20 protein-coding genes are annotated in these 22,959 nt (G+C 64.0%); 10 read left to right on the plus strand and 10 right to left on the minus strand.

Translation table 11 applies throughout. The features are described 5' to 3' along the window. Nucleotides 1-20: 20 nt before the first annotated feature. Both FVW59_RS09415 and FVW59_RS09420 read left to right on the plus strand, forming a co-directional pair. Entirely contained in the window at nt 21-1,424 is a 1,404-nt protein-coding gene (locus FVW59_RS09415) for a sulfatase family protein (RefSeq protein WP_148063987.1), read from the plus strand. Between the two features lie 64 nt (nt 1,425-1,488). Beyond that, nucleotides 1,489-1,839: a hypothetical protein gene (locus tag FVW59_RS09420; protein ID WP_148063988.1), complete on the plus strand. Its 351-nt coding sequence runs from the start codon at nt 1,489-1,491 to the stop codon at nt 1,837-1,839. Between the two features lie 37 nt (nt 1,840-1,876). Here FVW59_RS09420 and FVW59_RS09425 read toward each other — a convergent pair whose 3' ends face one another. Then, nucleotides 1,877-2,923 carry a mechanosensitive ion channel family protein gene (locus tag FVW59_RS09425; protein WP_148063989.1) on the minus strand — a complete coding sequence of 349 codons (1,047 nt, stop codon included), beginning with the start codon at nt 2,921-2,923 and terminating at the stop codon, nt 1,877-1,879. A 79-nt stretch (nt 2,924-3,002) separates the two neighbouring features. Between FVW59_RS09425 and FVW59_RS09430 the strand changes: the two genes are divergently transcribed. After that, the gene (locus tag FVW59_RS09430) at nt 3,003-4,547 is read left to right on the plus strand and encodes a S10 family peptidase (protein WP_148063990.1); all 1,545 of its coding nucleotides are present in this window, start codon (nt 3,003-3,005) and stop codon (nt 4,545-4,547) included. A gap of 17 nt (nt 4,548-4,564) precedes the next feature. Here the strand turns inward: FVW59_RS09430 and FVW59_RS09435 are convergent, their stop codons facing one another. Further along, nucleotides 4,565-5,218: a TetR/AcrR family transcriptional regulator gene (locus tag FVW59_RS09435; protein WP_148063991.1), complete on the minus strand. Its 654-nt coding sequence runs from the start codon at nt 5,216-5,218 to the stop codon at nt 4,565-4,567. Between the two features lie 158 nt (nt 5,219-5,376). On the opposite strand from FVW59_RS09435, the gene FVW59_RS09440 reads away from it, so the two are divergent. From FVW59_RS09440 to FVW59_RS09455, 4 genes are all read left to right on the plus strand, one after another. Continuing rightward, nucleotides 5,377-6,843, plus strand: a complete 1,467-nt coding sequence (locus tag FVW59_RS09440; RefSeq protein WP_148063992.1) for a sodium:solute symporter family protein — start codon at nt 5,377-5,379, stop codon at nt 6,841-6,843. Nucleotides 6,844-6,984: 141 nt separating this feature from the next. Beyond that, a complete protein-coding gene (locus tag FVW59_RS09445; protein ID WP_148063993.1) occupies nt 6,985-9,213 on the plus strand; it encodes a TonB-dependent receptor in 2,229 nt (742 codons plus the stop codon). 101 nt (nt 9,214-9,314) lie between these two features. Then, a complete protein-coding gene (locus tag FVW59_RS09450; RefSeq protein WP_148063994.1) occupies nt 9,315-10,877 on the plus strand; it encodes a class I adenylate-forming enzyme family protein in 1,563 nt (520 codons plus the stop codon). 19 nt (nt 10,878-10,896) lie between these two features. Continuing rightward, nucleotides 10,897-11,760 (plus strand): alpha/beta fold hydrolase, encoded by an 864-nt coding sequence (locus FVW59_RS09455; RefSeq protein ID WP_148063995.1) that lies wholly within the window; start codon nt 10,897-10,899, stop codon nt 11,758-11,760. Nucleotides 11,761-11,767: 7 nt separating this feature from the next. Here FVW59_RS09455 and FVW59_RS09460 read toward each other — a convergent pair whose 3' ends face one another. Genes FVW59_RS09460 through FVW59_RS09490 form a run of 7 tightly spaced genes read right to left on the minus strand, consistent with a single transcriptional unit; the run spans nt 11,768 to nt 18,732 of the window. Beyond that, nucleotides 11,768-12,670 (minus strand): hypothetical protein, encoded by a 903-nt coding sequence (locus FVW59_RS09460; RefSeq protein WP_148063996.1) that lies wholly within the window; start codon nt 12,668-12,670, stop codon nt 11,768-11,770. Then, nucleotides 12,667-13,866: an O-antigen ligase family protein gene (locus FVW59_RS09465; RefSeq protein ID WP_187275834.1), complete on the minus strand. Its 1,200-nt coding sequence runs from the start codon at nt 13,864-13,866 to the stop codon at nt 12,667-12,669. Before FVW59_RS09465 ends, FVW59_RS09460 begins: the two co-directional genes overlap by 4 nt. 50 nt (nt 13,867-13,916) lie before the next feature. Further along, the gene (locus FVW59_RS09470) at nt 13,917-14,615 is read right to left on the minus strand and encodes a YrbL family protein (RefSeq protein WP_148063998.1); all 699 of its coding nucleotides are present in this window, start codon (nt 14,613-14,615) and stop codon (nt 13,917-13,919) included. Continuing rightward, on the minus strand, nt 14,612-15,676 hold the full coding sequence (locus tag FVW59_RS09475; RefSeq protein ID WP_148063999.1) for a glycosyltransferase: 1,065 nt from the start codon (nt 15,674-15,676) through the stop codon (nt 14,612-14,614). The genes FVW59_RS09470 and FVW59_RS09475 overlap by 4 nt, the downstream gene beginning before the upstream one ends. After that, the gene (locus tag FVW59_RS09480; protein ID WP_148064000.1) at nt 15,673-16,695 is read right to left on the minus strand and encodes a glycosyltransferase family protein; all 1,023 of its coding nucleotides are present in this window, start codon (nt 16,693-16,695) and stop codon (nt 15,673-15,675) included. Before FVW59_RS09480 ends, FVW59_RS09475 begins: the two co-directional genes overlap by 4 nt. Then, nucleotides 16,695-17,837, minus strand: coding sequence for a glycosyltransferase family 4 protein (locus FVW59_RS09485; protein WP_148064001.1), 1,143 nt, complete (start codon nt 17,835-17,837; stop codon nt 16,695-16,697). The genes FVW59_RS09480 and FVW59_RS09485 overlap by 1 nt, the downstream gene beginning before the upstream one ends. Next, nucleotides 17,803-18,732 (minus strand): ELM1/GtrOC1 family putative glycosyltransferase, encoded by a 930-nt coding sequence (locus FVW59_RS09490; protein WP_246139692.1) that lies wholly within the window; start codon nt 18,730-18,732, stop codon nt 17,803-17,805. Before FVW59_RS09490 ends, FVW59_RS09485 begins: the two co-directional genes overlap by 35 nt. 219 nt (nt 18,733-18,951) lie before the next feature. Between FVW59_RS09490 and FVW59_RS09495 the strand changes: the two genes are divergently transcribed. The 3 genes from FVW59_RS09495 (at nt 18,952) to FVW59_RS09505 (ending at nt 22,403) form a co-directional block, all read left to right on the plus strand. Continuing rightward, on the plus strand, nt 18,952-19,812 hold the full coding sequence (locus FVW59_RS09495) for a YbaY family lipoprotein (protein WP_148064003.1): 861 nt from the start codon (nt 18,952-18,954) through the stop codon (nt 19,810-19,812). 85 nt (nt 19,813-19,897) lie between these two features. Further along, the gene (locus FVW59_RS09500) at nt 19,898-20,197 is read left to right on the plus strand and encodes a hypothetical protein (protein ID WP_148064004.1); all 300 of its coding nucleotides are present in this window, start codon (nt 19,898-19,900) and stop codon (nt 20,195-20,197) included. A 40-nt stretch (nt 20,198-20,237) separates the two neighbouring features. After that, nucleotides 20,238-22,403 (plus strand): TonB-dependent receptor, encoded by a 2,166-nt coding sequence (locus tag FVW59_RS09505; protein ID WP_148064005.1) that lies wholly within the window; start codon nt 20,238-20,240, stop codon nt 22,401-22,403. Here the strand turns inward: FVW59_RS09505 and FVW59_RS09510 are convergent. Continuing rightward, entirely contained in the window at nt 22,400-22,945 is a 546-nt protein-coding gene (locus FVW59_RS09510; RefSeq protein ID WP_148064006.1) for a GNAT family N-acetyltransferase, read from the minus strand. The genes FVW59_RS09505 and FVW59_RS09510 overlap by 4 nt on opposite strands. Between the last annotated feature and the right edge of the window lie 14 nt (nt 22,946-22,959).

The raw sequence follows: 22,959 nt of genomic DNA on the forward strand, positions 1-22,959 counted from the left end.
TCCTGATCATCGGAGCCAGAATGTACCGCTTTTTCCTCCTGTTTCTCGCCCTGCTAGCGGCCCCGTCCCTGGGGGCGACGACGCAGGAACGCCCCAATTTTGTAGTGATCCTGGCCGACGACCTGGGAGTGGAAACGGTCGGCGCCTACGGCGGTGAGTCCTATCGCACCCCCCATATTGACCGCCTCGCAGCCGAAGGGGTGCGCTTTGACAATGCCCACGCCACCCCCCTGTGCACCCCCACGCGGGTGATGTTGCTGACTGGCAAGGAGAGCTGGCGCAATTACAGCGACTTCGGCTATCTCGATCCTGCGGAGCCGACTTTTGCCCAGCGCCTGGCAGAGGCGGGTTATGCGACATTTGCGGCGGGCAAGTGGCAACTGGTCAGCAACAAGTACCAGGACCTGGACGGGGCAACGCCGAGTGCTGCCGGATTCGCCGATTACGCCCTGTGGCAGGTGCGCGCCAGCGAAGACGAGACGGATCGCTATGACCGCCCAACCATCCAGACGCCCGCCGGGCCTGAACCGGGGCGCGAAGGCGACTACGGTCCGGCCCGTTTCGCGGCGTCGATCCAGCGCTTTATTCGCAACAGCGCGGGTAGCGGCCGCCCCTTCCTGGCCTACTACCCGATGGTGCTGCCGCATCGTCCTTTCTCCGCGCCGCCGGGCACCCATGGGGCCGATCGCCAGCAGCGCTTCGCCGATATGATGGTTTATATGGATACGGTCGTCGGGGATATCCGGGCGACCCTGGAAGAGGCGGGCGTTGCCGACAACACTCTTCTGCTTTTCATCGGCGACAATGGCACCGATCACAAGATCACCTCGCGCTGGCGCGGGCAAGAGGTGCCCGGCGGCAAGGCGACCTCCCTGGATTCGGGTACCCATGTGCCCTTCATCGCCTGGTGGCCCGGCCGTCTGCCGCCGAACCACCGCGCGGAACTGGTGTCGCTGGTGGATGTACTGCCCACTCTGCTGGAACTGGGAGCGCCGCAGCAGGCCCTGCCAGCGGAAGTGGACGGGCGCAGCCTGTGGCCGCTGCTGGCGGGAGAAACGGTGAGTGACTGGCGCGACAGTCTGTTCATGCACTACGACCCGCGCTGGAGCGACAATGTGCCCGCACGCTACGCCTTCGATACCCGCTGGAAGCTCTACGAGGACGGCCGCTTCTACAACATTGCCGACGATCCCCTTGAGGAGCAGGCGCTGGATGCCCCGCTGTCGGACGCGGCGGAGGCCGCCCGCTTGCGCCTGCAGCAGCGTCTCGATGCGGCGGGTGGCGAGTTGAGCGGAGTGCTCTCACCCCAGTCGCAGTATCGCCGCGAGCGGGACCGGCGCCGCGCGCTGATCGCCATCGGCGTGCTGGCTCTGTGGGGCCTGTGGTATGGCCGGCGCCGCTACCTGCGCGCCACGCTGAGCTAAAGCATTACGGCCTACATGAAATCGTCACTTGGCAGATGCGCTGTAGGCTGCTAAAAACCGCAGCATGAACAATGCTCATGACCCCAAGGATTCGCGCACGCCATCGCCACCCTTTGGCTACTCGCGCGAGTGTCACTACGACCGCGACAAGCAGGTGCACATCGTGGCGGAGTTTCACGCCAATAAAATCCGCCCCAGCCGCATCGCCTACCGGGTGGGCATCGACATTGCCTTCATCGAGGCCCTGATTGCCGGGGAGGAGGAGCCCCAGCGCTTTCCCGCCCTGGTGGCCCGCTATCGCCGCCAGCGCTACCAGAAACGGCTGGGGGATGCGCAGCGCAAGAACACCGGTAGCGCCCGCTACGAGCTGCAACAGCAGGTGGAACGGGAGTTCCGCAATGAGGTGGATATTTAGCGGTCGGCTGGATAGCAGCCCCCGCCAGGGTGGACAGCTAGTCGCCCCGGCTTTGCTCCAGCAGTTGCGCCAGGTGCGCTTCTTCGGCTTCCAGGCGTTCTATACGGCGCTGCAACAGCTCCCGTTCGCTGTCTGTCGCTGTTTTCAGCTGTGACTTTTCATGTTTGACGGCCTGCTGCGCCAGTTCCTGGCGCTGGCGCAACTCTTCCACACTGGCAGCGGCCTCGGCCTGATCGAATATTTTGTCTTCCGGGGCCGGCTCGCTGTTGTTGGCGCTGTGCAGGTTGTGCATCACCGGTTGCGGGGGGATTACCTTGGCGGAGGGGTCCAGCGGGCGCTGATTCATAAAGCTGGGTGAGACGATTTCCACACCGTTGCCGTGCAGTTGTTCGAGAATCTTCTTGCGCAGGTTGGAGCGCGCGCTCAGCAGGTTTTTCATCTCCGGCAGAAAGCCGCAGGCGCGGTATACCACCGCGTGGTCGAGCAATTCCTGCACCAGGACAAAGGGCTCGCTGAGGCCGGCATCCTCGCCGGCCTTGTACAGCAGGTCCTGCACCTGGGTGTAGGGCACATCGTAGCCGATGGACACCTCGGCGGTGATGATGGTGCCGTCCCGATGCAGCACCGTGACCGGGTTGTTGACCAGGTAGAGATTGGGCAGGGTAGTGAGGTCGCGCCACTCGGTCTGGATCTGGGTGTTGATCAGGGAGTGGCGCGCCACCCGGCCGAACTCCCCGTCCACCCGCACATAGTCGCCCGGCCGGAAGGGCCGCGTGATGTGTAACATGACTCCGGCCATGGCGTTGGACACAAAGGTGGTGGAGGACAGCGCAATGACGGCGGTCAGGACCACGCCGAGCAGGCTGAGTATCTGACCCTGGGTCTGGTCGGAAATCGGCAGCACGATGACCAGCACCACCACTGCCAGCGATACGATGGCCCATATCATCAACTGGCGCAGGACTTCGGTACTGCTGCCGCCGCGGCTGATGATGCGGCTGCCAGTGATAATGACCAGGCCGGTAAAGCCCAGCACCAGCAAGGCCGGCCAGAAATCGGCGAACAGGTCCGTCAGCTCGCTCATGGGGGGACGCTCCGGGGCCGTTTATGCTTAAATGCGGCCAGCTTATCGACTCTCACCTGCGAAATAAACCGGAAGACCCATGCCCCGATTGCACTCCCTTTTTCTCCTTCCCCTGCTCACCCTCAGCCTTGTCAGTCCGCTTGTCGGCGCCGATGAAGCAGCGGCAACCAGCGCGGTAAAGACTGCCGTTGCGGAAATTCCCGAGGCCCTGCACGCCGAATCCCGGCAGCGCGTGAAGATCGACGGCAAGACCATTGACCTCAAGGCCACGGCCGGCCAGCTGCTGATGAAGAACGACCAGGGCGAGCCCATTGCCCTGTTTGGCTACACCGCCTATGAAAAAGAGGGCGCCGACCGCCGCACGCGGCCGGTGCTGTTCGCCTACAACGGCGGTCCGGGCTCCGCCTCCATGTGGCTGCACATGGGCATACTCGGTCCCCAGCGCACTGTCGTGAAAGATGGCGACTTCGCCACCAAAGGCCCCTTTCGCCGGGTAAACAATGAATACAGCATTCTCGACCGCGCCGATGTGGTGATGATCGACCCGGTGGGTACCGGCTTTTCCGTTGCGGTGGGCGAGGCGAAAGGCGAGGACTTCTGGGGCGTGGATCAGGACATCGAGTCAGTCTCCGACTTTATCGCCCGCTGGACCACCGACAACGGTCGCTGGCAGTCGCCGAAGTACCTGCTGGGAGAGAGCTACGGCGGTATTCGCAGCGGCGGCGTGGCCTACCAGCTGTTGCAGGCGCACTCCATCGCCCTCAACGGTGTGATCCTGGTGTCGCCCTACATGGATTTCGCCGCCGGCAATGCGGGCCTGGCAATGGACCTTCCCTACGTCAATTACTTCAGCACCTACGCCGCGACTGCCTGGTATCACGAGGCGGTCGACGATCGCCCCGACGACCTGCAAACCTTCCTGCGCCAGGCCGAGGACTTTGCCGCGAATGTCTACGCCCCGGTGTTGTTCAAGGGCGCCAGTGCCAGTGCCCAGGAGCGCCAGCAGGTACTGCAGGGCATGGAGCGCTTTACCGGCATCAGCGCCGAGTACTGGGATCGCGCCAACCTGCGGGTGGACGAGGGGCGCTTCGCCAAGGAGCTGTTGCGCGACCGCCGGCAAACCACCGGGCGTATCGATTCCCGCTTCGTCAACGATGGCCTCAACCACATCGGCGAGCAGTTCACCTACGACCCCTTCTTCCCCGCGGTGGGGCCGGCTTTCGTCGCCACCTTCAACGACTACTACCGCGAAGTGCTGGGTGTGAAAAGCGATCGCAAATACATCACCTCCGGCGGCCTGTTCATGCGCTGGGACAATACCCACGCCCAGCCCGGCCAGACCCAGTACGACAAGGTGCCTTTCGCCAACACCGCGGTAGACCTGGCCTATACCATGGTGCAAAACCCGAATATGCGCCTGCTGGTGCAGCAGGGCTACTACGACCTGGCCACGCCCTACGGCGCCACCGATCACTTCCTTAATCACCTGCCGATTCCGGCGCGGCTGCGCGATCACATCACGGTGGAGCACTACGAGGCCGGGCACATGATGTATATCCACCCGCCGTCGATGGAGAAATTCCGCGGGGATCTGGCGGCCTTTATCGACGCCGGGCAGGAGTAGGTGTTTCCGGGAGGGTGCTAGCGCGCGGCCTTCTTGCAGACCTTGCGAAAGCCTGCGGCGACAAAGGGAATCATGTGGTCGTAGGCCGCCTCGAAATCGTCCGAGGTGCAGCGTCCACCTGAGAGTTTGTCGATGCGGCCAGTCTGGGCCAGGGTCAGAGTCAGTGCGCCGGAGAGGTTGTTGTAACACCAGTAGAGGTCTTCGTCCTCTGCGCCGGGCAGGGCCGTGCGCAGGGCCTCGATAAACTCCTGGACCAGCCCGTCAAACAGCTTGCTCATCATCCGCGGCCCCCAGTAGGGGGAGTTGTTGATGTAGGCAATCAGGGCCAGATAGTTGCGCCAGCCGGGGTCGCCGGTCTCCTGGGCCAGTTCCAGCGGACGCAGGAAGGCTTCGATAATTTGCTCTACCGATGGGCCGCGCTTGCCGGCTTTGGCCTGGCACTGGTGCAACGCTTCCCTGCGCGCGTTGTTGAGCGGCGCCGCGCGGCGGTCAAACACTGCCTGGAACAAATCCAGCTTCTTGCCAAAGTGGTAGCTGGCCAGGGCCACGTCGACCTTGGCGCCGCTGGCGATCTGGCGCAGCGTGACACCGTCGAAGCCGTGCAGGGCAAACAGCTCCTCGGCAACATCGAGGATTTTCTCGCGCTTGCTCGGGTTGCCGGTCCTGCTCATCTGTTCAGCGCTCTCCCTGTGCGTTCGGTATCTGTGGCGGTCGTCGAGGGGAAAGGACAATAGCATAAAAACAATTTCAACGGTTGTTGAAATTGTTCTGCCCCTGAGTCAGAATCCCGCTTCCGCTGACAACAATAATCCTGCGGCAGAGGTAAGGCATGACTCCCGAACTCTTCAAGTACCTGGTCACCACAGCCTATGTTGCGCTGGTGTTCTACCTGTCGTGGATCGGCATGCGCCGCACCCGGGATGTGCGTGGCTTTTCCATCGGCAACAAGGACATGAGCCCCTATGTGATCGGCATCACGCTGGCCGCGTCGATCGCCTCCACCGCCACTTTCGTGATCAATCCCGGCTTCGTTTACGTGCACGGGCTGTCCGCCTACCTGCATTACGGGGTGGCGGGTTCGCTGGGAATTCTCACGGCTTTCCTGGTACTGACACGCGGATTCTTGCGGCTGGGGGAGAGTCACAATGCCCTGACCATTCCCCAGTGGATTTACTGCCGCTACCGGCACCGGGGCCTGAGCCTGTTCTTTGCCGTCATCAACCTGCTGTCGATCACCTTTGTGGTGCTGATTCTGGTGGGCTGCAGCCTGCTGGTGACTGGCCTGTTTCCGGTTGAACAGAAAACCGCACTGGTACTGGTGCTGCTGTTCGTTTTTTCCTACGTGCTGATGGGGGGCACCTACGCCCACGCCTATACCAACACCCTGCAGGGGGTGATGATGATGGCCATCACCGCGCTGTTGTTTGTGCAGGGCTTCAAGTACCTCGGCGACGATCCGCTGGCGGCCCTGCGCGCCATAGGCGCGGACTACGCGGCGCCTTTTAACCCGTCCAGCGACTTGTACTTCAGCTTTTTCTCGGTGTTTCTGTCGGGCTTTGTGGTGACTTTCGCACTGATGTTGCAGCCCCACATTCTCACCAAGGTGCTGTACCTGCGCAGTGAGCGGGATATCGGCCGGTTCATCGGCACTACCGTGGTGGTGGGTACGCTGTTCACCCTGATGCTGATGCTCGGCTTCTATGCGCGCCTTGCCGGGCTCGATATCGGGACGCAGGATACGGTGGTGCGGGAGTACCTGATCCACGAATTTGCCGGCGATGCGCTCGGCCAGTACCTGCTGGTGCTCATTTTTCTCACCCTGCTGGCGGCCGGTATGAGCACCCTGGACGGCATCCTGGTGTCGCTGTCCGCCATGGTGGTCAACGACATTGTGGAACCACTGTTTGGCAATCGCATCAACGGCCTTGCCCTGTCGCGCTGGGTGCTGGTGGGTGTGGGCATTATCGGCGTGCTGCTGGCCTGGAACCCGCCGCCGTTGATCGGCCTGTTTGCGCAAAAAGGCGTGTACGGCCTGGCAGCCGCCTCCACCGTACCCATTCTGTTCGGTGTGTTGCTGCGGCGTGCGCTGCCATTGTGGGTAGTGGGCGGCGCCGCGGGAGTGGCGCTGGTGACGCACCTGGGCCTGAATCTCGGAGGCCTGGTGGCCAACCCGGCGGTATCGGCTACCTGGGCGATAGCGGCTTCGCTGCTGGTCGCGCTGGCGGGCCTGGGCTGGAGCCGCTGGTTTTCCGCCGGGCATGATGTGCCGGATGCGGCGACGTCCCCGAGCGCCTGAGCGGCGGCTTCGATTCCCATTCTGACGGCTTGACAGTTCAACACCTGTTGAATATCTTGCCAGACACAAATTCAACAAACGTTGAAGCCGCTCGCAAGGCGGACAACACTTGATACGATAACGCTAACGACAGGTGTCACTATGAATAGCATGCTCAAGCGGGCGCCCCTCGCCCTCGCTGTATCCCTTGCCTCCCTGCTGCCAGCCAGCCCGGTTCTCGCCCAGGAGGCGGGTGTAACGGCACTGGAAGAAGTGGTCGTCACCGCGCGCAAGCGCAGCGAAAATCTCCAGGATGTACCGATCGCGGTGAGCGCCTTCTCGGCGGCGGACCTCGCCATCCAGGGAGTGGATGACATCACTGACCTGCAGTACAGCCTGCCCAATACCACCCTGCAGGTCAGCCGTGGCACCAACACCACGCTCACTGCCTACATCCGTGGCATCGGCCAGCAGGACCCGCTGTGGGGCTTTGAGCCCGGCGTCGGCATTTACGTAGACGAGGTCTACATCGCCCGGCCCCAGGGAGCAGTACTGGACGTACTGGATGTCGAGTCGATCGAGGTGTTACGCGGCCCGCAGGGCACGCTGTATGGCAAGAACACCATCGGCGGGGCGTTGAAGTACACCACCCGGCGGGTGAGCAACGAACCGACCTTCGAAGTGGAGGGTACCCTGGGTGATTACCGGCGCCGCGACCTGAAGGTAATGGGCTCGGTACCGATTATCGAGGACACCCTGTTTATCAGCGGTGGCGCCGCTGTCCTCAAGCGCGATGGTTACGGCGAGTTTCGCAATACCGGTGCAGACAACTACAACAAGGACATCGCTACCGGTCACCTGAAAATGGAGTGGCGGGCGAGCGACTCGCTGCGCTTTATCCTCGCCGGCGACAAGACGCGCGACGAGTCCAATCCCCGCGGCGGATACCGCCTCACCCCCAGCCTGGTCACCGGCCAGCAGCCCTATGACGATGTCTACGACAGCGATACCAGCTTGCCCAACAAGAACCTGGTTGAAACCGACGGCGCGTCGTTGACGGCAGTCTGGGATATCAACGATCAATACCAGTTCAAGTCCATCAGTGCCTACCGCGAGGGCTACACCTATACCTCTATCGACTTTGACGCCACTGCGGTCAACAGCTTCGATGTGCCGGCTGATTACGAGGACAACCAGACCACACAGGAATTCCAGCTTAACTACACCGGCGACCGACTGAGCGCAGTGGGTGGACTCTACTACTACTCGGGCGATGCCTGCGGCGCCTTTGACGTGATCCTCGGGCTTTCCGGCATTACGCTGGAGAACGGCGGCTGCGTGGACACCGTGAGTTATTCGGCCTATTTCCAGGGCGCCTATGACATCAGCGAAAAACTTAGCGTGAGCCTGGGTGGGCGCTATACGCGGGACGAAAAGGACGCCAGTGTCTACCGCTATGTCTATCCCGGCGCCAAATTCCCGGAGGACGACGGCACCATTATCGCAGTGCAGTCTGACTTTGAAGACAGTGACAGCTGGGGCGAGTTCACCCCCCACGTTGGCGTGAACTACCAGTTCAGCGACGACGTGATGGCCTACGCCTCCTACACCTCAGGCTTCAAGTCCGGCGGTTACGACATGCGGGCCAACATCGCCGCCAACCCGGATGGTGACGAGCCCTTTGATCCGGAAACCGTCAACGCCTACGAGATCGGCTTCAAATCGACCCTGTGGGATCAGCGCTTGCGCCTCAATGTGGCAGCCTTCTTCAACGACTACGAAGACATGCAGGTCACCGTGCAGCGCGCGGTGGGGCAGAACGACTTCGCCTCCCAGGTATTGAATGCCGGCGCATCGGAAATGAAGGGCCTGGAGCTGGAAGCGGTTGCCGCCATTACCGACCGCCTGACCCTGAATGCCACCTTTGGCTACATCGATGCCGAGTTTACGGAGCTGGTGTGGTACGACCCCAACGCGCAGATGGAAGTGGATGTGGCGGATGAGTGGGTGATCTCCAATACACCGGAGTACGTCTATAACCTGGGCATGGAATACAGCATCGAAATCGGTAACTGGAATACCTCGTTCCTGGCCAATCTGGCCTACCGGGACGACGTGCACATCTTCGAAGTGCCCTCAGCGCTGGATGAGGACGGCTACACCCTCTACAACGCGAGCATCGTGGTGCGCTCGCCGAACGAGCGCTGGACTATCGGCCTGCACGGCAAGAACCTCACTGACGAGGAGTACCGTATCGCCGGCTACAACTTCGCGGCGACCTTTGACGATCAGGGCAATGTGATCGCGCCGGGGCTGGGTGGCGACGATACGGTAACCGGCTTCTATGGCGATCCGCGCACCGTTGCCTTTACGGTCAACTACGCCTTCTAGTACCTGCCTTCGGGGCGCCCCGGCGCCCCGTATTATTGAAGACAATCGGAAAAATATAGTGCCAGCGGCAGTGCGTCGCCGGCGACGTCAGAGAGTGAACTATGTTCAGTGGTTTTGAGTCACGCGCCCCCCTCCTGCCGGAAATTCTCGCCCTGCACGGCCGCTGGCGTGGCGCGCGGGAAGCCCTGGTCTGCGAGGGGCAGCGCCTCAACTGGCGTGAATTCAGCGCCGCCAATCACCGCTTTGCCCATGCCCTGCATGGGGCGGGTATTGCCAGGGGCGACCGGGTAGCGGTGGTGATGTCAAACGGTGTGGAAATGGCAATCACCCTGTTTGGCTGCATGGCGGCTGGTGCGGTGTCTGTGCCAATCAACCTGTCGGTGACGGACGATGCCATCGTGGCGATGCTGACGGACGCCGCCGTCAGGGCAGTGGTGGTCACCGCCGATCAACAGCAGCGCCTGCAGGCACTGCGCAGCAGGCTGCCCGCCTCGCTGTCGCTGTTTGTCAGCAGCGGGCCCGAGGGTGACGGCTGGGTAAATTTCGCCCGTTTCAGCGCCGACCAGCCAGACGCGCTGCCGGCGGTTGAGCTGGCGGGTACTGACTTTCTCAACGTGATCTACAGTTCCGGTACAACCGGTATGCCAAAAGGCATTGTGCACACCCATGCCGGGCGCCGGGACTGGGCCTACGACCTGGCCATTGCGCTGCGCTATCACAGCGCTGCCCGTACGCTGCTCACCATCGGTCTGTACTCCAATATTTCCTGGGTGGCGATGCTGTGTACAGTGCTCGGTGGCGGCACCCTGTTTATCCACCGGCGTTTTGATACCGACGCCTTTCTCGATACGGTGGCGGCGGAGCGCATTACGCATACCGCGATGGTGCCGATCCAGTTCCAGCGCGTGGTGGAGGCCATGGCGCAACGCGACTGCGATGTGCGCTCGATGCAGGCCATGATGAGCTGCGGTTCCCCGCTGCACGAAAGCCTGAAGCGACGCATCTTTGAAGCCTTTCCCTGCGGCATCATCGAGCTCTACGGCTTGACTGAGGGCATTATCACCACCCTCGACCCGGAGGATGCCGAGGGGCGCTGGTCGTCGGTGGGCAAGCCGCTGCTGGGCACCGACATCTGCATTGTCGATGACGACGGCCGCAAGCTGGGGCCTGGGGAGTCCGGCGAGGTGGTGTCCCGCGGCCGCATCACCATGCCCGGCTATCTGGGCAGGGAGCAGGCCAGCAGCGATGCTGAGTATATCGACGAAGACGGTGTGCAGTGGTTGCGCTCCGGCGACATCGGCACCCTGGACGAGGAGGGCTTCCTCTACATCGTCGATCGCAAGAAGGACATGATTCTGAGCGGCGGCCAGAATGTCTATCCGCAGGACATCGAGGCGGTGCTGGTTGAGCATCCCGATATCGACGATGTCGCGGTAATTGGCGTGGCCAGTGAGCGCTGGGGTGAAACACCGGTGGCGCTGGTAGTGGCTGTTGCCGGGGCCAGCGTAGACGTGGCCGGGGTGCGTGAATGGGCCAATCACCGTCTGGGCAGGCAGCAGCGACTGAGCGATGTCATACTGGTGGGCGAATTGCCGCGCAATCCCAATGGCAAGATCCTGAAGCGGGAACTGCGGCGCACCTTTGCTGAGTTAAGCTATGCTTGACCCTGTGGATAACTGAGTTATGCCTGAAGCCGTTGATGTGTACTACCGCAGTGACGATGGCCTGAAACTCTACGCCTATGACTATAACACTGCTGGCCCCGATGCCCCGGTACTCCTTTGCCTGCACGGACTGACCCGCAACAGTTCTGATTTCACCCGCCTGGCATCCGACCTGTCGCCGCGTTATCGCATAATCTGCGCCGATCAGCGCGGTCGTGGTCGCTCTGACTACGACAGCAACCCGGCCAACTACCAGCCCGTTACCTATGTGCGCGATATGTTCGCCCTGCTGGATCACCTGCAACTGCCGCGCGTGATCGTTATCGGCACCTCCATGGGTGGACTGATGGGCATGATGATGGGGGCCATGCAGCCGCAACGCATCGCCGGGCTGCTACTCAACGACATCGGCCCGGAGGTGGACCCCGCCGGTCTGGCGCGTATCCAGTCCTATGTCGGCAAGAGCCGCCCAGTGCGCAACTGGGAAGAGGCCCTGGCCCAGAGCCAGGCGATCAACGGCGCAGCCTTTCCCGATTTCAGCCCGGGGCAATGGCGGGATTTCACTCGCGGCCTGTACCGTAACGTCGACGGCGTGCCGGTGCTGGCTTACGATCCGGCGATTGCCCAGCCCATCGACGCTGCGCAGGAGAATGCGGTACCCCCGGACCTGTGGCCGCTGTTCGATAGTTTGAACCTGCCGGTACTGGTAGTGCGTGGCGCCGAATCCGATATTCTCGCGCCGACCACCGCGGCCGCCATGTGCGAGCGCGGTCACGACTGCCAGCTGCAGGAAATTCCCCGACGCGGTCACGCGCCAACCCTCGACGAGCCGGCAGCGCGGCAGGCGATCGGGCGTTGGTTGCAGTCCCTGGGTGCGGCCTGAGGCTCACTCAGGACCGCAGTCGCAGCGCCAGATCGTAGACCTCGAACACCGCTCTCAGTTTGTCATCGTTGCCTTGCCGCTGGCGCCAGTTTTCGCGCTTCAGTGACGTTTGCTGACTGCCCGGAATCGTCAGGAAGCGCTCCTTCCAGTGTCTGCCGCCCGGTACCACTGCACAGCGGGTACCCTGCAGCAGGCTCATCGCCTTCAGCCAGACATCGTCGGCCCGCGGGCACAGACGCAAAAACTGTTCGCTGTCAGTGACCTCCGGGTGCAGCGCGCCGGGGAAATAGAGTACGCCGCCCACCCCGGTCGGGAAAACGTTCAGCGAAGGTTCGACTTCTCCCTGGCCCAGCCGCCAGCGGGTGTAATCCAGCGGCATTCCCGTCGCGTCGACAAGCATGTCGTGCCCGCGATGACAGTGGATAACGTCCGGTTGCGCCTGCCAGGCGCGATACAGGGGCGCCACAAGATCCGCTGGATAGAGGATGTCGTCATCGACGGTAATGACCAGCGAAGACGGGTAGTCCTGCAGGGCGTAGATGATTTTCTTGTAGGGGCCGATATCGCCGTCGCGAAACTGGATATCCAGTCCCCAGCGGCAAAGGGCACGCAGCGTTTGCGGCAGCTCTTGCTGTTGCCGGGGGAAGTTCTGTCGCGACAGCCACAGCACCACCCGGTCCGGCGGCAGGCTCTGGCTGAGCAGGCTCTCGATACACAGATGTAGCTGGTCAATGCGCCGGGGGAAGGAGGTCAGCGACACGATCAGCTGGTCGGGCTCGCAGTTCCCGGTGCCGCTGTGGCGGCGCGCTATCGCCTGCTGAGCCAGTTGCCGGTAGCGGGTGGCGGCCATTGCCTGCTGTTGCAGGCGCCGGTCCCGACGCGCCCTTGCCCGGCGGAGTACATCCATCATGCCGCTGCCCGTTCGCCGCGGCACAATGCCAGGCAGCCGCCGGCGACCAGTGCAAAGAGGTAGGCGCCGGACTGGTAGAACACGAATGATTCGAAACCGTTGGCCACCAGCCAGTACGGCAGGAAGGCGCACCAGAACGTGAAGACCGGTTCCGGCAGGATTCCGCCGCGCCAGCTGCGCCAGAAGTGCAGACTCAACCAGCCCAGCAGGGTGGCGTACAGCAGCAAGCCAGCCCCACCCCAGTTCACCAGGATGTCCAGGTAGCTGCTGTGCAAATGGCGAAATCTATTGCGCTCGTCGTCGCTGAGTCCGGCGCTGGCCCGCACCACGGCGGCGCGTCCCTGGCCTCCCCAGCCGAGGGCCGGGCGCTGCGCGATCCAGTGCATCGACTCGTCCCAGGTGGCCAGCCGCACCCGGACATTTTCCTGCAGGTTGCCGGGGCTCTCGCTCTGCAGGCGTTCATACACAGCGTCGCCCAGCGGGCTGGCCATCACCAGTACCAGGGGCAGCAGCAAGGCTGACGCTCGCAGGCGCCGGCCACGCCAGCTGCGAAACACCACGGCCGCAGCGATGCCACACAGCAGCGCCAACCATACGCCGCGGGTCTGGCTGAGCAGTACGCCGTAGAGGCAGCTGGCGATCAGCAGGGGGCGGGCCAGGTGCCCGGCGGGGGAGTCGCGCAGTGATGGCGCAAGTACATTCGCTGGTACCAGCCACACCCCGAGCAGGGCGGCGCCGAACAGCAGCGCAGTGTGCTGTGCATTGAGCAGGCCGAAGCTGACGCGCTCGCCGCCAATGCCCCGGCCCAGTTCCTCCCAGCCATTGCCCGTTGTCCAGGGCAATAGCAGCAGGGCAAGCAGGGCGCTCAGCCAGCACAGGGCGACACCCTGCCTGGCTCCGCCTGCAAACAGCGCCACGGGGATCAGGAAAAACCAGGCTGCCAGGCGGTGCAGGCGGGGCGAGCGCTCCGCCAGTTGCGGATGCAGCCAGTGACTCAGCCCCCAGCTGGTAAGCTGCAGCGCGAGTGCGGCGAGTAGCAGCCAGCACAGGGGATGGCGAAGGCAGTCCCGCCACTGGCGCAGCGACAGCACCAGTGCAGCAAGCACCAGCAATTGCGCCGCCAGCCGGGCCATGTCTGTCAGGGTGAAGGGTACGCTGGCCCATACCAGCAACAGCAGCAGGCACGGGCCTGCCATCCAACCTGCCGGCACGGTCGGGCAGGGGCGGAGGGTCGTGGGCGATGGCATCAGCACCGGCGCCGCGATTCGTCCAGCCAGCCGTGAATACCGAAGTCGCCGTTGGCTTCCCGCCGCGCCAGCAGGGTGATGATCGCCTGCTGCAGGTGCATGACGCGGCTGCGGGCCTTGCGTCGCGCGAGTGCGGGAATGTGGTTGGCCAGCGGTAGAAAGTCGGGCCAGCCAAGGCCGTCGATCACCTTCAGGGCGCGGGGCCCGTCGGCGTCGCATTGCACCACGATGTTGTGCAGCAGGAGGCGCCGGGAGGGCATGCCGAGGCCGGTCCACTGCCCGGCGAAATCGGCGAGAATGCCCTGCAGGCTGGCCGTATCTCCCCGCGCCCACAGATAGTGTTTCAGGGTGCGGGAAATACGCCCGTCGCCGTCGCGTATCAGCTCGCTGCACAGACCGGGGCCAAGGCTGGTGGGCACGAAACCGTGCAGTCGCGGCACCAGGGCGAAGGCGGCTTCGCCGCAGTGTGCCTGGATCAGGCGGTAGATCATCGCCTCCTGCTGGTTGTCGTCGAAACTGCGAGTACTGCGCAGGCGTTTCCACGGGGGCGCACTGCGCCGTTTGTCCTGCGGCGATCGATCCGGTCTTTGCACCTTGATGCAGCGCTGGCTGTCGCGGGGGTCGACAAAACAGAGGCGGTTGCCGCCACGGGCAAAGGCTCGTGCAGCGTCGAGTTGCAGGGCTTCAGGCCTCTTCACCGGTGCTTGTCCCCGACACCGGGGGTGGCGGCAATGTCAAACAGCAGCTCCCGATATTGCCCGGACACCGTGGCGCGGCTGAAATACTGCCGATAGTGATCGCTGCCCGCATCGGCCAGCCGCCGTGCCGCGGCGGGAGCGGCCAGCAGTTCGCGGATGCGCGCGGCCAGCGGCGCGACCTGGTCAACCGGGCACAGCAGGCCGTTGGTCCCGTCCTCGATCAACTCCCGGGGGCCCTGTGAGCGGGTGGCGACAATGGGGCAGCGGTGATACCAGGCTTCCAGCACGATGCTGCCGAGACCCTCGTGGCGAGAGGGGCAGACAAAGGCGTCGGCACTGCGCATCAGCGCGTCCACATCCTGGCGCCAGCCGAGGAAACGAACGCGGTCGGCGATGCCGAGCTCCCGGCTCAGGTTTTCCAGCGCTGCCCGCTCGGGGCCATCCCCGGCCAGCCACAGCCACACCCCGGGCAGTTTAACGAGGGCCCTGAGGAGAATGTCGAAGCCCTTGTTGCGATGGGTCCTCCCGGCGCTCAGCAGCAGGGGTACGCCCGGCGGTGTGTTCAGGTGCTCCCGCGCAACCGGCTCCGGTGTCGTTTCCGCGGCGAAATTGGGCAGCCGGTGGACCCGGGCCGCCGGCATGCCGCCGCGCACCAGATGATCGCAGATGCCGCGTGTGATCCCGACCCAGTGATCGGCGTGGCGGTAGTACTTGAGGTCGTAGTAGTGGCCCAGCCGGCACACCAGCCGGTAGTCGCCGGCGGGCGTACAGCGGCTGGCCCGGTTCATGTAGGTGACCACGACATCGGGGGCCAGCTTGCGCAGGGCGAGGTGATAACGCCAGTGTCCGGGCAGGCTCAGGGGGCCGCCGAAGCGGAAGGTCTGCACCGGGACGCCAGCGGCCCCCAGCCGGGTTTCGCGCTCGGCATTGCCGCGGGTGAAGGCAAACTGCCGCAGGCCCGGTTGTTCCGCAAGGGCGCAGACCAGGCGGGTGTAGAAGTTCTCTGCGCCGCCGTAGGGTGCCCCGGCCAGGGCCTGCACCACCGTGAGGGAGCCGCTCACGGACACCGCTCCCACACGTATTCGTGGCTGAAGGGCAGGCCGAGGCTGGCCTCGACGATGTAGCGGGCGTACAGGGTGCAGTTCATTTCGCGGTGGAAGAAGGCGCGGGTGTTGGCAGCCCAGTGCCTGCGCCGGGCATCGTCGTGAAAGAAGCCCTCGATCTGCGCCAGCAGTGAGCTCTCGTCGTCGAAATAGGCCAGGCTTTGGGCGGGAAAAAGTTCCGCGAAACCAGCCGCCGCATGGGTGAAGACCAGCAGCCCGTTGCCGGCCATCTGCGCCATGCGCGCCGACGAATACCAGTGCCCGCCCTCCTGGCGATTGAGGTTGAGCCCCATGCGACTCGCCGCCAGGGTTTCGTCGTAGGCGCGTCCCCACACGCCCGGTGTTCCGCAACTGCCCGGGGTGTGAAAGCGCAGGTCGGGGGGCAGCTTGTCCCGCAGGGCGGCCACCAGTTTGCCGCGCTCGGTGTGGGCCCGGGACTTGCTGCAGAACAGGAGGTCGTGATCAAAGTCGGTCCGGTTGCTGTTGTCGGCGCTCTCGATGGCCGGATCTACGGGGTTCGGCATGTGGCGCAGCCGGGCGCGCCGCCCCCGGAAGGGCGCCAGCTCCCTGGTCCCGGTGGAGACGAACATCACATCCACAGCCTCGCAGCGGTGGTGAATTTTGGCGGCGTTTTCGGGCGCGAACAGGGGGTCGTTGTTGAGGCCGGCGATCACCGTGCCCGGGCAGAGCCGGCGCAATTCATTCAGGGTGTCGTTGCTGATGAGGTCGCAGTGGCCGATCAGTACCAGCTCCGGTGCAAAGGCCTCTGCCGTTTGCAGCAGTCGCTGGTTGCAGCGCCGGGCGCCGAGGTCGCGTATGCCCAGCGGCGCTTCAAAGGCTGCCACATCGCGGTCGGAGAAGGTCTGTACCAGGTAGTGCTCATTGCGCACCAGGCCATGAAACAGCTTGCGCGCCCAGCTCACCCGGGTGTGGCCGTACTTGCGCAGTTGCTGGTGGGCGACGTGGAGGATACGCATCAGGCCTGCTGCCTGCGCTGTGCCAGTCCCTCGGCATAGACATCCAGGGTCGCAGCTGCCTGGGCGGCGAGGGTAAATTGCGGCGGCAGTGTCAGCGGCAGAGGCGGCGCGGCGAGGATGCCGCGCACACAGGCCGCCAGTTGCAGTCGGTTGTCCGCTTCCACCAGGCCCCGCGGGAAGGCCAGGCGCAGCGATTCTGCAGGGCCGCCGCGGTTCCAGGCCACTGCCGGGACACCCACCGCCAGCGCCTCGATAACGGTGCGGCCAAAAGGCTCCGCCTTGCGCGACAGGCTCAGCACCGCGGCGGCGTGGGCGTAGAGAGCACGCATGTCATTGCGGTGGCCGAGGAAGGTGACCTGGTGTTCCAGGCCCTGGGCCCGCACCTGCTGCTGCAGGGCCTTCAGGTAGTGTTCCTTACCCGGTGTTGGCTCCCCGGCGATCACACCGTGGCAGTTTTCGCCCTCGCGCTTGAGGTCGGCGATCAGGTCGATAAATTCGTGCTGCCCCTTCCAGGGACTGAGACGCCCGGGCATCAACAGCAGCTTTTTGCCCCGGGTTTGGGGGTGTTCGGTTTCGAAATCGCGCTGCCACTGATCCCGGATACCGCCGGTGGTGCAGGCGCAAGGTGCAGTGCTCCGGAATTCACTGGTGTCCACGCCCCGTGGAATGACCCGGATGCGCTGTGGCTCGATCCGCGGGTAGTGGCGCAGTATGTAGTCGCGAACGCAGTCAGAAATGGCGATCACGCGGTCTCCGCAGCCCATGATGGCGCTGTAGCGGCTGACCGAATACAGGCCGTGGAAGGTCGATACCAGCAGCGGGCGCTGGTCGGGTGGCAGTGGGCGCAGCGCCAGCCACACCATCCAGGCCGGCACTCGCGAGCGCAGGTGAATGACGTCCGGCGACAGCGACAGCAGCAGGCGGCGCAGGGCGCCGATGTGCAGTAGCGACGTTGGGGATTTGGCGTGTACCGGGAACTTGAGATGTACGCTGCCCTGCTCCTGCAGTCGCTCCTGTAGTCGCCCCCCGGCCGACATCACCAGTGATTCGTGGCCCGCAGTTGTCAGGGCCCGGGCGAAATCCAGCGTGCCGCGTTCGACGCCCCCGCTATCGAGGCGGGGCAAAACCTGGAGCACTTTCACGGCCAGGCATGCTCCACTCGTAGCTGAACCGTTCCAGCAGGTGCTTTGCCACACGCTCGGTTTCGCGCAGTGGCGGCGGGGACGGTGGCAGGGCGGCGCGGGTCTGCAGGGCGGTTGCCAGCGTGCAGACATGATTGGCCGACACCAGCTGGTCGAGACCGCGGCTGACTCGCCCGGAGCGCCGGCGCGGCACTGCCAGGATGCCGACCCGCGCACCGCTGGCAAGCCCTTCGTAGACCATCGAGGCGCTGTCTTCGCTGACCCATATCTGTTCGGCTGTTGCGAATTGCTGGCGCAGCCACTCGCGGTTGGTTTGCTCCACACTCAACACGTCGCAGTGCTGGCTGGATAGAGCCTGAAGCGCGGTAGTGAAGCTGGCGGGGGTGCGACGGGAGGTGGTGATGGTCCAGTGGCGATCCGGGTCGGAGGCCTGAAGGGCTTCCAGTTGGGACAGCATCTGCAGGTCGCTCCAGCCGTGGTTGCGGGACGGGCCGCCGATCAGTATCAGGCCGCGTCCACCGGAGCGCACCGGCGTGTAGCGTATGTCGGTGAGTGAGCCTTCGGTCAGCAGCACATGCCGCCCGGGGGCGAGCCCGTCGTGGCGCGGCACGATGCACAGGTCGAACAGCCAGCGCGGCAGGCTGGGCTTCATCAGTACGACCAGTTTGCCCCCGTAGCGCCACTTCAGGTGTAAGCTGTGTTGATGTGTACGGTGGCCGGCGCACAGGATGAGGTCCGGCGACTGGCCCGCGCCAGCGGCCTGGCGCAGCGGCTGGTGGGCTGTTTCAAACCAGCGCACCCGGCAGTACTGGCGCTCCACCAGCGCACTCGCCAGCCCTGACAGCTGGCTGTGGTGGCCCGGTTTACCATCGCTGACGCACCAGAGGGTGAGCATGTCCTGCACGGTTGTGCTCCCAGTGGGTGAGGGTGGAGTGAACGGGTGATCATGGCAGCGAGGATGCTGTGGCAATGTGACGTCAGAGTGATGATTTGCTGAAGCTTTTGTGACGCCCTGTGGTGGCGCCTTGCCAGCAGCGGCAACTTTCCGGCTTTGCAGGGGTCTATGCTGCACCGGCAGGACTGTCGGTGATGTCGAAATAAAGGGGAACGGAGCATGAGAATGGTCGTCGGGACGTTGCGCAGGGCCTCGCTGGCTGTGGCGACGCTGTCGGTAATGTTGGTAGCGGGCTTGCTGCAGGCCTGTGGCGGGGACAGCGCGGGAAACAACGCGGGAAACAACGCGGGAGGGGATGAGGTGACCTGGATTGAAGGAACCGTGATTTACCGCGAGCGCATGCGCCTGCCGCCCAATGCCTCGGTGGAGGTGGAACTGCAGGATATTTCCCGCGCCGATGCGCCGGCCGAGACCCTGGCTACCGTGGCGCTGCCCGGGGATGCGGGGCCGCCCTACGCCTTCCGTATCGAATACGACAACAAGCGGATCGATGCCCGCCACCGCTATGCCCTGCGCGCCGAGATCCACGCCGGCGGCAAGCTGCTGTTCACCAGCACCGAGCATATCGACCCCTTTGGCGATGCGCCGATTGAAATCCTGGTGTCGCGCGTGCCGGAGCCGGTGGCAGTATTGAGCCCCGATCCCGCGGCGTCGCCTGGCGCTGTCCTGGAGGGCACGCACTGGTTGCTGCAGAGTCTCGACGGAGAGGCGGTTGATGCCGGCGCCGGCGGCAAGCCGCTGGATTTGCTGCTGGACGCTCAGGAACAGCGGGCCAGCGGTTTTTCCGGCTGTAATCGCTTCAACGGAGGCTATTCGCGGGAAGGCAGTTCCGGGCACGGCGCCGCGCTGCGCTTTGGTCCGTTGGCCGGCACCCTGATGGCCTGCGCCGAAGGGACCGGCCTGGAGCGCCGCTACCTGGATGCCCTCGGCGTGGTGGACAACTTCCGTATTTCCGCCAAGGGTCAGCTTGAACTGGCCGCTGGGACCAATGTGGTGGCGGTATTCAGCACAGCGCAATAGGGCTTGAGCGCCGGGCCGGGCTGGAGTCGGCGGCGATGCTTGCGTATACTGCCGCCGGTTTTAGAGCAACTCCCCAGATGATCCGATGAGGCAGGCCCTCCACAGACAGCGCGACACTTTCAGCTTCGCCCGCATTCTTGTGCTGGCGGCATTGCTGTGTGCGGTCGCTGTACCGGTAGTGGAAGCCTCCCACATGCACGGCTTTGGCGACGGCAATGCCGAATGTCTGTTGTGCAAGTCCCAGTCACTGGCGCCACTGGCGGCGGTAACACCAGATTTTGCGCTGGAGGACTGCCGCGCCATTGTCGCGCCTCACCTCGACAGCGCCTGCCTCGCCGCGCGCTATCGGCCGCAACTCAGCCGGGGCCCCCCTCACTACGCCTGAAACAACGCCGGAACTTTCCCGTTTTCCAGGAGTAGAAACAATGAATCGCATTTTGCCTCTCGCACTGGCTGTGGCCGGCGCGAATGCGGCTGTTGCCGAGCAACTGCCGCTTGAACACGTACTGGTCTCCGTGCCCCTGCACAAACAGACCGCCGAAACCGCCCTGCCTGTCACTGTCCTCAGTGGTGATGACCTGAGCCGGGCTGCCGCCGCCACTATTGGCGACACCCTAAACAACACGCCGGGGCTGGCCAACGCCTCCTTCGGTCCCGGTGTCGGCCAGCCGGTGATCCGCGGCCAGCAGGGACCCCGGGTCACGGTGCTGCAGAATGGCACTTCGAGTGCCGACGCCTCCAATATTTCTGCCGACCACGCCGTGTCGGTGGAGGCCATGCTCGCCGACAGCATCGAGATTCTGCGCGGACCCTCTACTCTGCTCTATGGTGGCGGCGCCATCGGTGGTGTGGTCAATGTGATCGACAACCGTATTCCCACCCGGCGTATCGATGGTGTTGAGGGCGGTGCAGAGTACCGCCACGATGCAGCCAGCGACATGGACACCCTGGTCGGCCGGCTTGAAGGTGGCAGTGGCAATTTCGCGTTCCACATCGACGGACTTTACCGCGACTGGAACAACCTCGAGATTCCCGGCAAGGCAGCCCGGGAGCACGGCGATGAGCACCACGACGAAGACCACGATCATGAGGAGGAGCACGGGGAAGGCCACCACGAGGAGCATGAAGGTGAGGAGACTACCGACGGCTACATAGCCAATACTGACGGTCGCACCCGCAGCGCCACGGTCGGTGCCAGCTACCACTTCGACAAGGGCTTTGTCGGCTTTGCCGTCAACCGTCTCGAGAACGAGTACGGCATTCCCGCCGGCGGCCACGTGCACCACGACGAGGACGGCCACGAGGGTCACGAAGAGGGAGATCATCACGAAGAAGATCATGATCACGAGGGCGAGGACCACGATCATGAGGAGCACGGCCACGAGGACGGTGGCGTGCGCATCGACCTGGAGCAGACCCGTTACGACCTGGCGATGCATCTGCACGAACCGATACCCGGCTTCGAAGTGGCGCGTGCTTTTGTGACCTACACCGATTACCAGCACAAGGAAATCGAACCCGGTGGCGAGGTTGGCACCCGCTACGCGAGCGATACCTGGGAGGGTCGCCTGGAACTGGTCCACGAGCCCTTCGCCGGCATGCACGGCGTTGTCGGCCTGCAGGCACGGGACAAGGAATTCAGCGCTGTGGGCGAAGAGGCCTTCATCCCGCTGACCGACAGCCGCGATTTCGGCCTGTTCCTGCTGGAGGACTACCATATCAACGCCTGGACCTTTGAAGGGGGGCTGCGCTACGACCGGGATGAACGCGACCCGGACACCACCTTCGCTGACAGCCAGGACTTCAATGCCTTCAGCGCCTCGGCCTCCGCCCTGTGGGACATCACCGATGCCTGGCAGCTGAGCCTGGCCCTGTCGCGCGCCGAGCGGGCGCCGTCCATCGAGGAGCTGTACTCCAATGTGGAGAACAGTGATCCGGAGTCCTGGATCGTTCACGCTGCCACCAGCGCCATCGAACTGGGCAACCCGGACCTGGACACGGAAACTTCCAACAACGCGGACCTGTCCCTGCGCTGGGACAGCGGTAGCCACTATGTGGAAGTTACCGCCTACTACAACGACTTCCATGACTACATCGATCTTGAGAACACCGGAATCGAAGTGGATGAGACGCCGGTGCACGCCTATATCCAGGGCGATGCCACTTTCCGCGGTGTGGAGGTCGACAGCCAGTTTACCCTCGCCAGTTTCGGCGGCGGCGCGGTCATGTTGCGACTGTTCGGTGATATCACCGAGGGCGAGCTCGACAACGGCGATGACGTGCCGCGCCTGCCGCCAGTGCGGGTGGGAAGCCACCTGAGTTGGGGCAACGATAACCTGAACGTCTGGGGGCGTGTGATCGATGCCGCGGAGCAGGACAAGCCGGGCGCCAACGAGGAATCTACCGAAGGCTACACACGCTGGGACGCCGGAGTTGAGTACCGGCTGGGCGTGGCGGACAGCCAGCTCACACTGTTCGCCACACTCAACAACATCACCGACGAGGAGATTCGCCTCAGCACCTCCTTCCTGCGCGATGTGTCACCGGAGGCGGGGCGCAGCCTGGAAGCGGGTTTGCGCTACAACTTCTAGGTGTTCGCGGCCCGCTTTGGCGGGCCCTTTTTCTGGCTATTCCAGCCGTACTGGCGGATGGGCGCCTCGTCCTCCGCCATTTTTACATCTGTTTCGTAGGTCAATCCGAGCTTTTCCAGCAGCCGGATGGACGGGGCGTTGTCCGGGTTGACGATGGCTATCAGCCGTGTGAAACCCAGCTCCTGAACTGCGTAGTCCCATACTGCGCGGGCTGCCTCCACTGCGTAACCCCGGCCGCGGGCGGCGGGCAGAAAGCCGTAGCCGATGTCCACGTCGGCCAGTTGCGGTCGCTTGACCAGCCCGCAAAGGCCGATGAATTCGCCGGTATCGCGCAAACGCACCGCGTACATGCCAAAGCCGTGCTCGCGGTAACTCGCTACTGGCCCCTCTTCTATATAGCTGCGTGCCTGTTCCTCCGTGCGCACACCGCGGTCGGCCACGTTGGCGATAAAGTCGGGATCGTTCAGCACCGCCAGCACATGGGGGGCATCGGATGGGGTCAGGGAGGCGATGGTGAGTCGCTCGGTGGTCAATGTCAGCATGGGAGCTCCGCTTT

This window comes from Parahaliea aestuarii (genome assembly GCF_008064635.1).
GTDB classification, from domain to species: domain Bacteria; phylum Pseudomonadota; class Gammaproteobacteria; order Pseudomonadales; family Halieaceae; genus Parahaliea; species Parahaliea aestuarii.

Bases quoted from the DNA above. Each gene is read 5' to 3' on its own strand.
- FVW59_RS09450 (WP_148063994.1), top strand. From the start codon at position 9,315: ATGTTCAGTGGTTTTGAGTCACGCGCCCCCCTCCTGCCGGAAATTCTC.
- FVW59_RS09425 (WP_148063989.1), bottom strand. From the start codon at position 2,923: ATGAGCGAGCTGACGGACCTGTTCGCCGATTTCTGGCCGGCCTTGCTG.
- FVW59_RS09465 (WP_187275834.1), bottom strand. From the start codon at position 13,866: ATGGCAGGCCCGTGCCTGCTGCTGTTGCTGGTATGGGCCAGCGTACCC.
- FVW59_RS09510 (WP_148064006.1), bottom strand. From the start codon at position 22,945: ATGCTGACATTGACCACCGAGCGACTCACCATCGCCTCCCTGACCCCA.
- FVW59_RS09420 (WP_148063988.1), top strand. From the start codon at position 1,489: ATGAACAATGCTCATGACCCCAAGGATTCGCGCACGCCATCGCCACCC.
- FVW59_RS09505 (WP_148064005.1), top strand. From the start codon at position 20,238: ATGAATCGCATTTTGCCTCTCGCACTGGCTGTGGCCGGCGCGAATGCG.
- FVW59_RS09445 (WP_148063993.1), top strand. From the start codon at position 6,985: ATGAATAGCATGCTCAAGCGGGCGCCCCTCGCCCTCGCTGTATCCCTT.
- FVW59_RS09440 (WP_148063992.1), top strand. From the start codon at position 5,377: ATGACTCCCGAACTCTTCAAGTACCTGGTCACCACAGCCTATGTTGCG.
- FVW59_RS09490 (WP_246139692.1), bottom strand. From the start codon at position 18,732: ATGCTCACCCTCTGGTGCGTCAGCGATGGTAAACCGGGCCACCACAGC.
- FVW59_RS09480 (WP_148064000.1), bottom strand. From the start codon at position 16,695: ATGCGTATCCTCCACGTCGCCCACCAGCAACTGCGCAAGTACGGCCAC.
- FVW59_RS09435 (WP_148063991.1), bottom strand. From the start codon at position 5,218: ATGAGCAGGACCGGCAACCCGAGCAAGCGCGAGAAAATCCTCGATGTT.
- FVW59_RS09500 (WP_148064004.1), top strand. From the start codon at position 19,898: ATGAGGCAGGCCCTCCACAGACAGCGCGACACTTTCAGCTTCGCCCGC.
- FVW59_RS09460 (WP_148063996.1), bottom strand. From the start codon at position 12,670: ATGATGGATGTACTCCGCCGGGCAAGGGCGCGTCGGGACCGGCGCCTG.
- FVW59_RS09455 (WP_148063995.1), top strand. From the start codon at position 10,897: ATGCCTGAAGCCGTTGATGTGTACTACCGCAGTGACGATGGCCTGAAA.
- FVW59_RS09430 (WP_148063990.1), top strand. From the start codon at position 3,003: ATGCCCCGATTGCACTCCCTTTTTCTCCTTCCCCTGCTCACCCTCAGC.
- FVW59_RS09415 (WP_148063987.1), top strand. From the start codon at position 21: ATGTACCGCTTTTTCCTCCTGTTTCTCGCCCTGCTAGCGGCCCCGTCC.
- FVW59_RS09495 (WP_148064003.1), top strand. From the start codon at position 18,952: ATGAGAATGGTCGTCGGGACGTTGCGCAGGGCCTCGCTGGCTGTGGCG.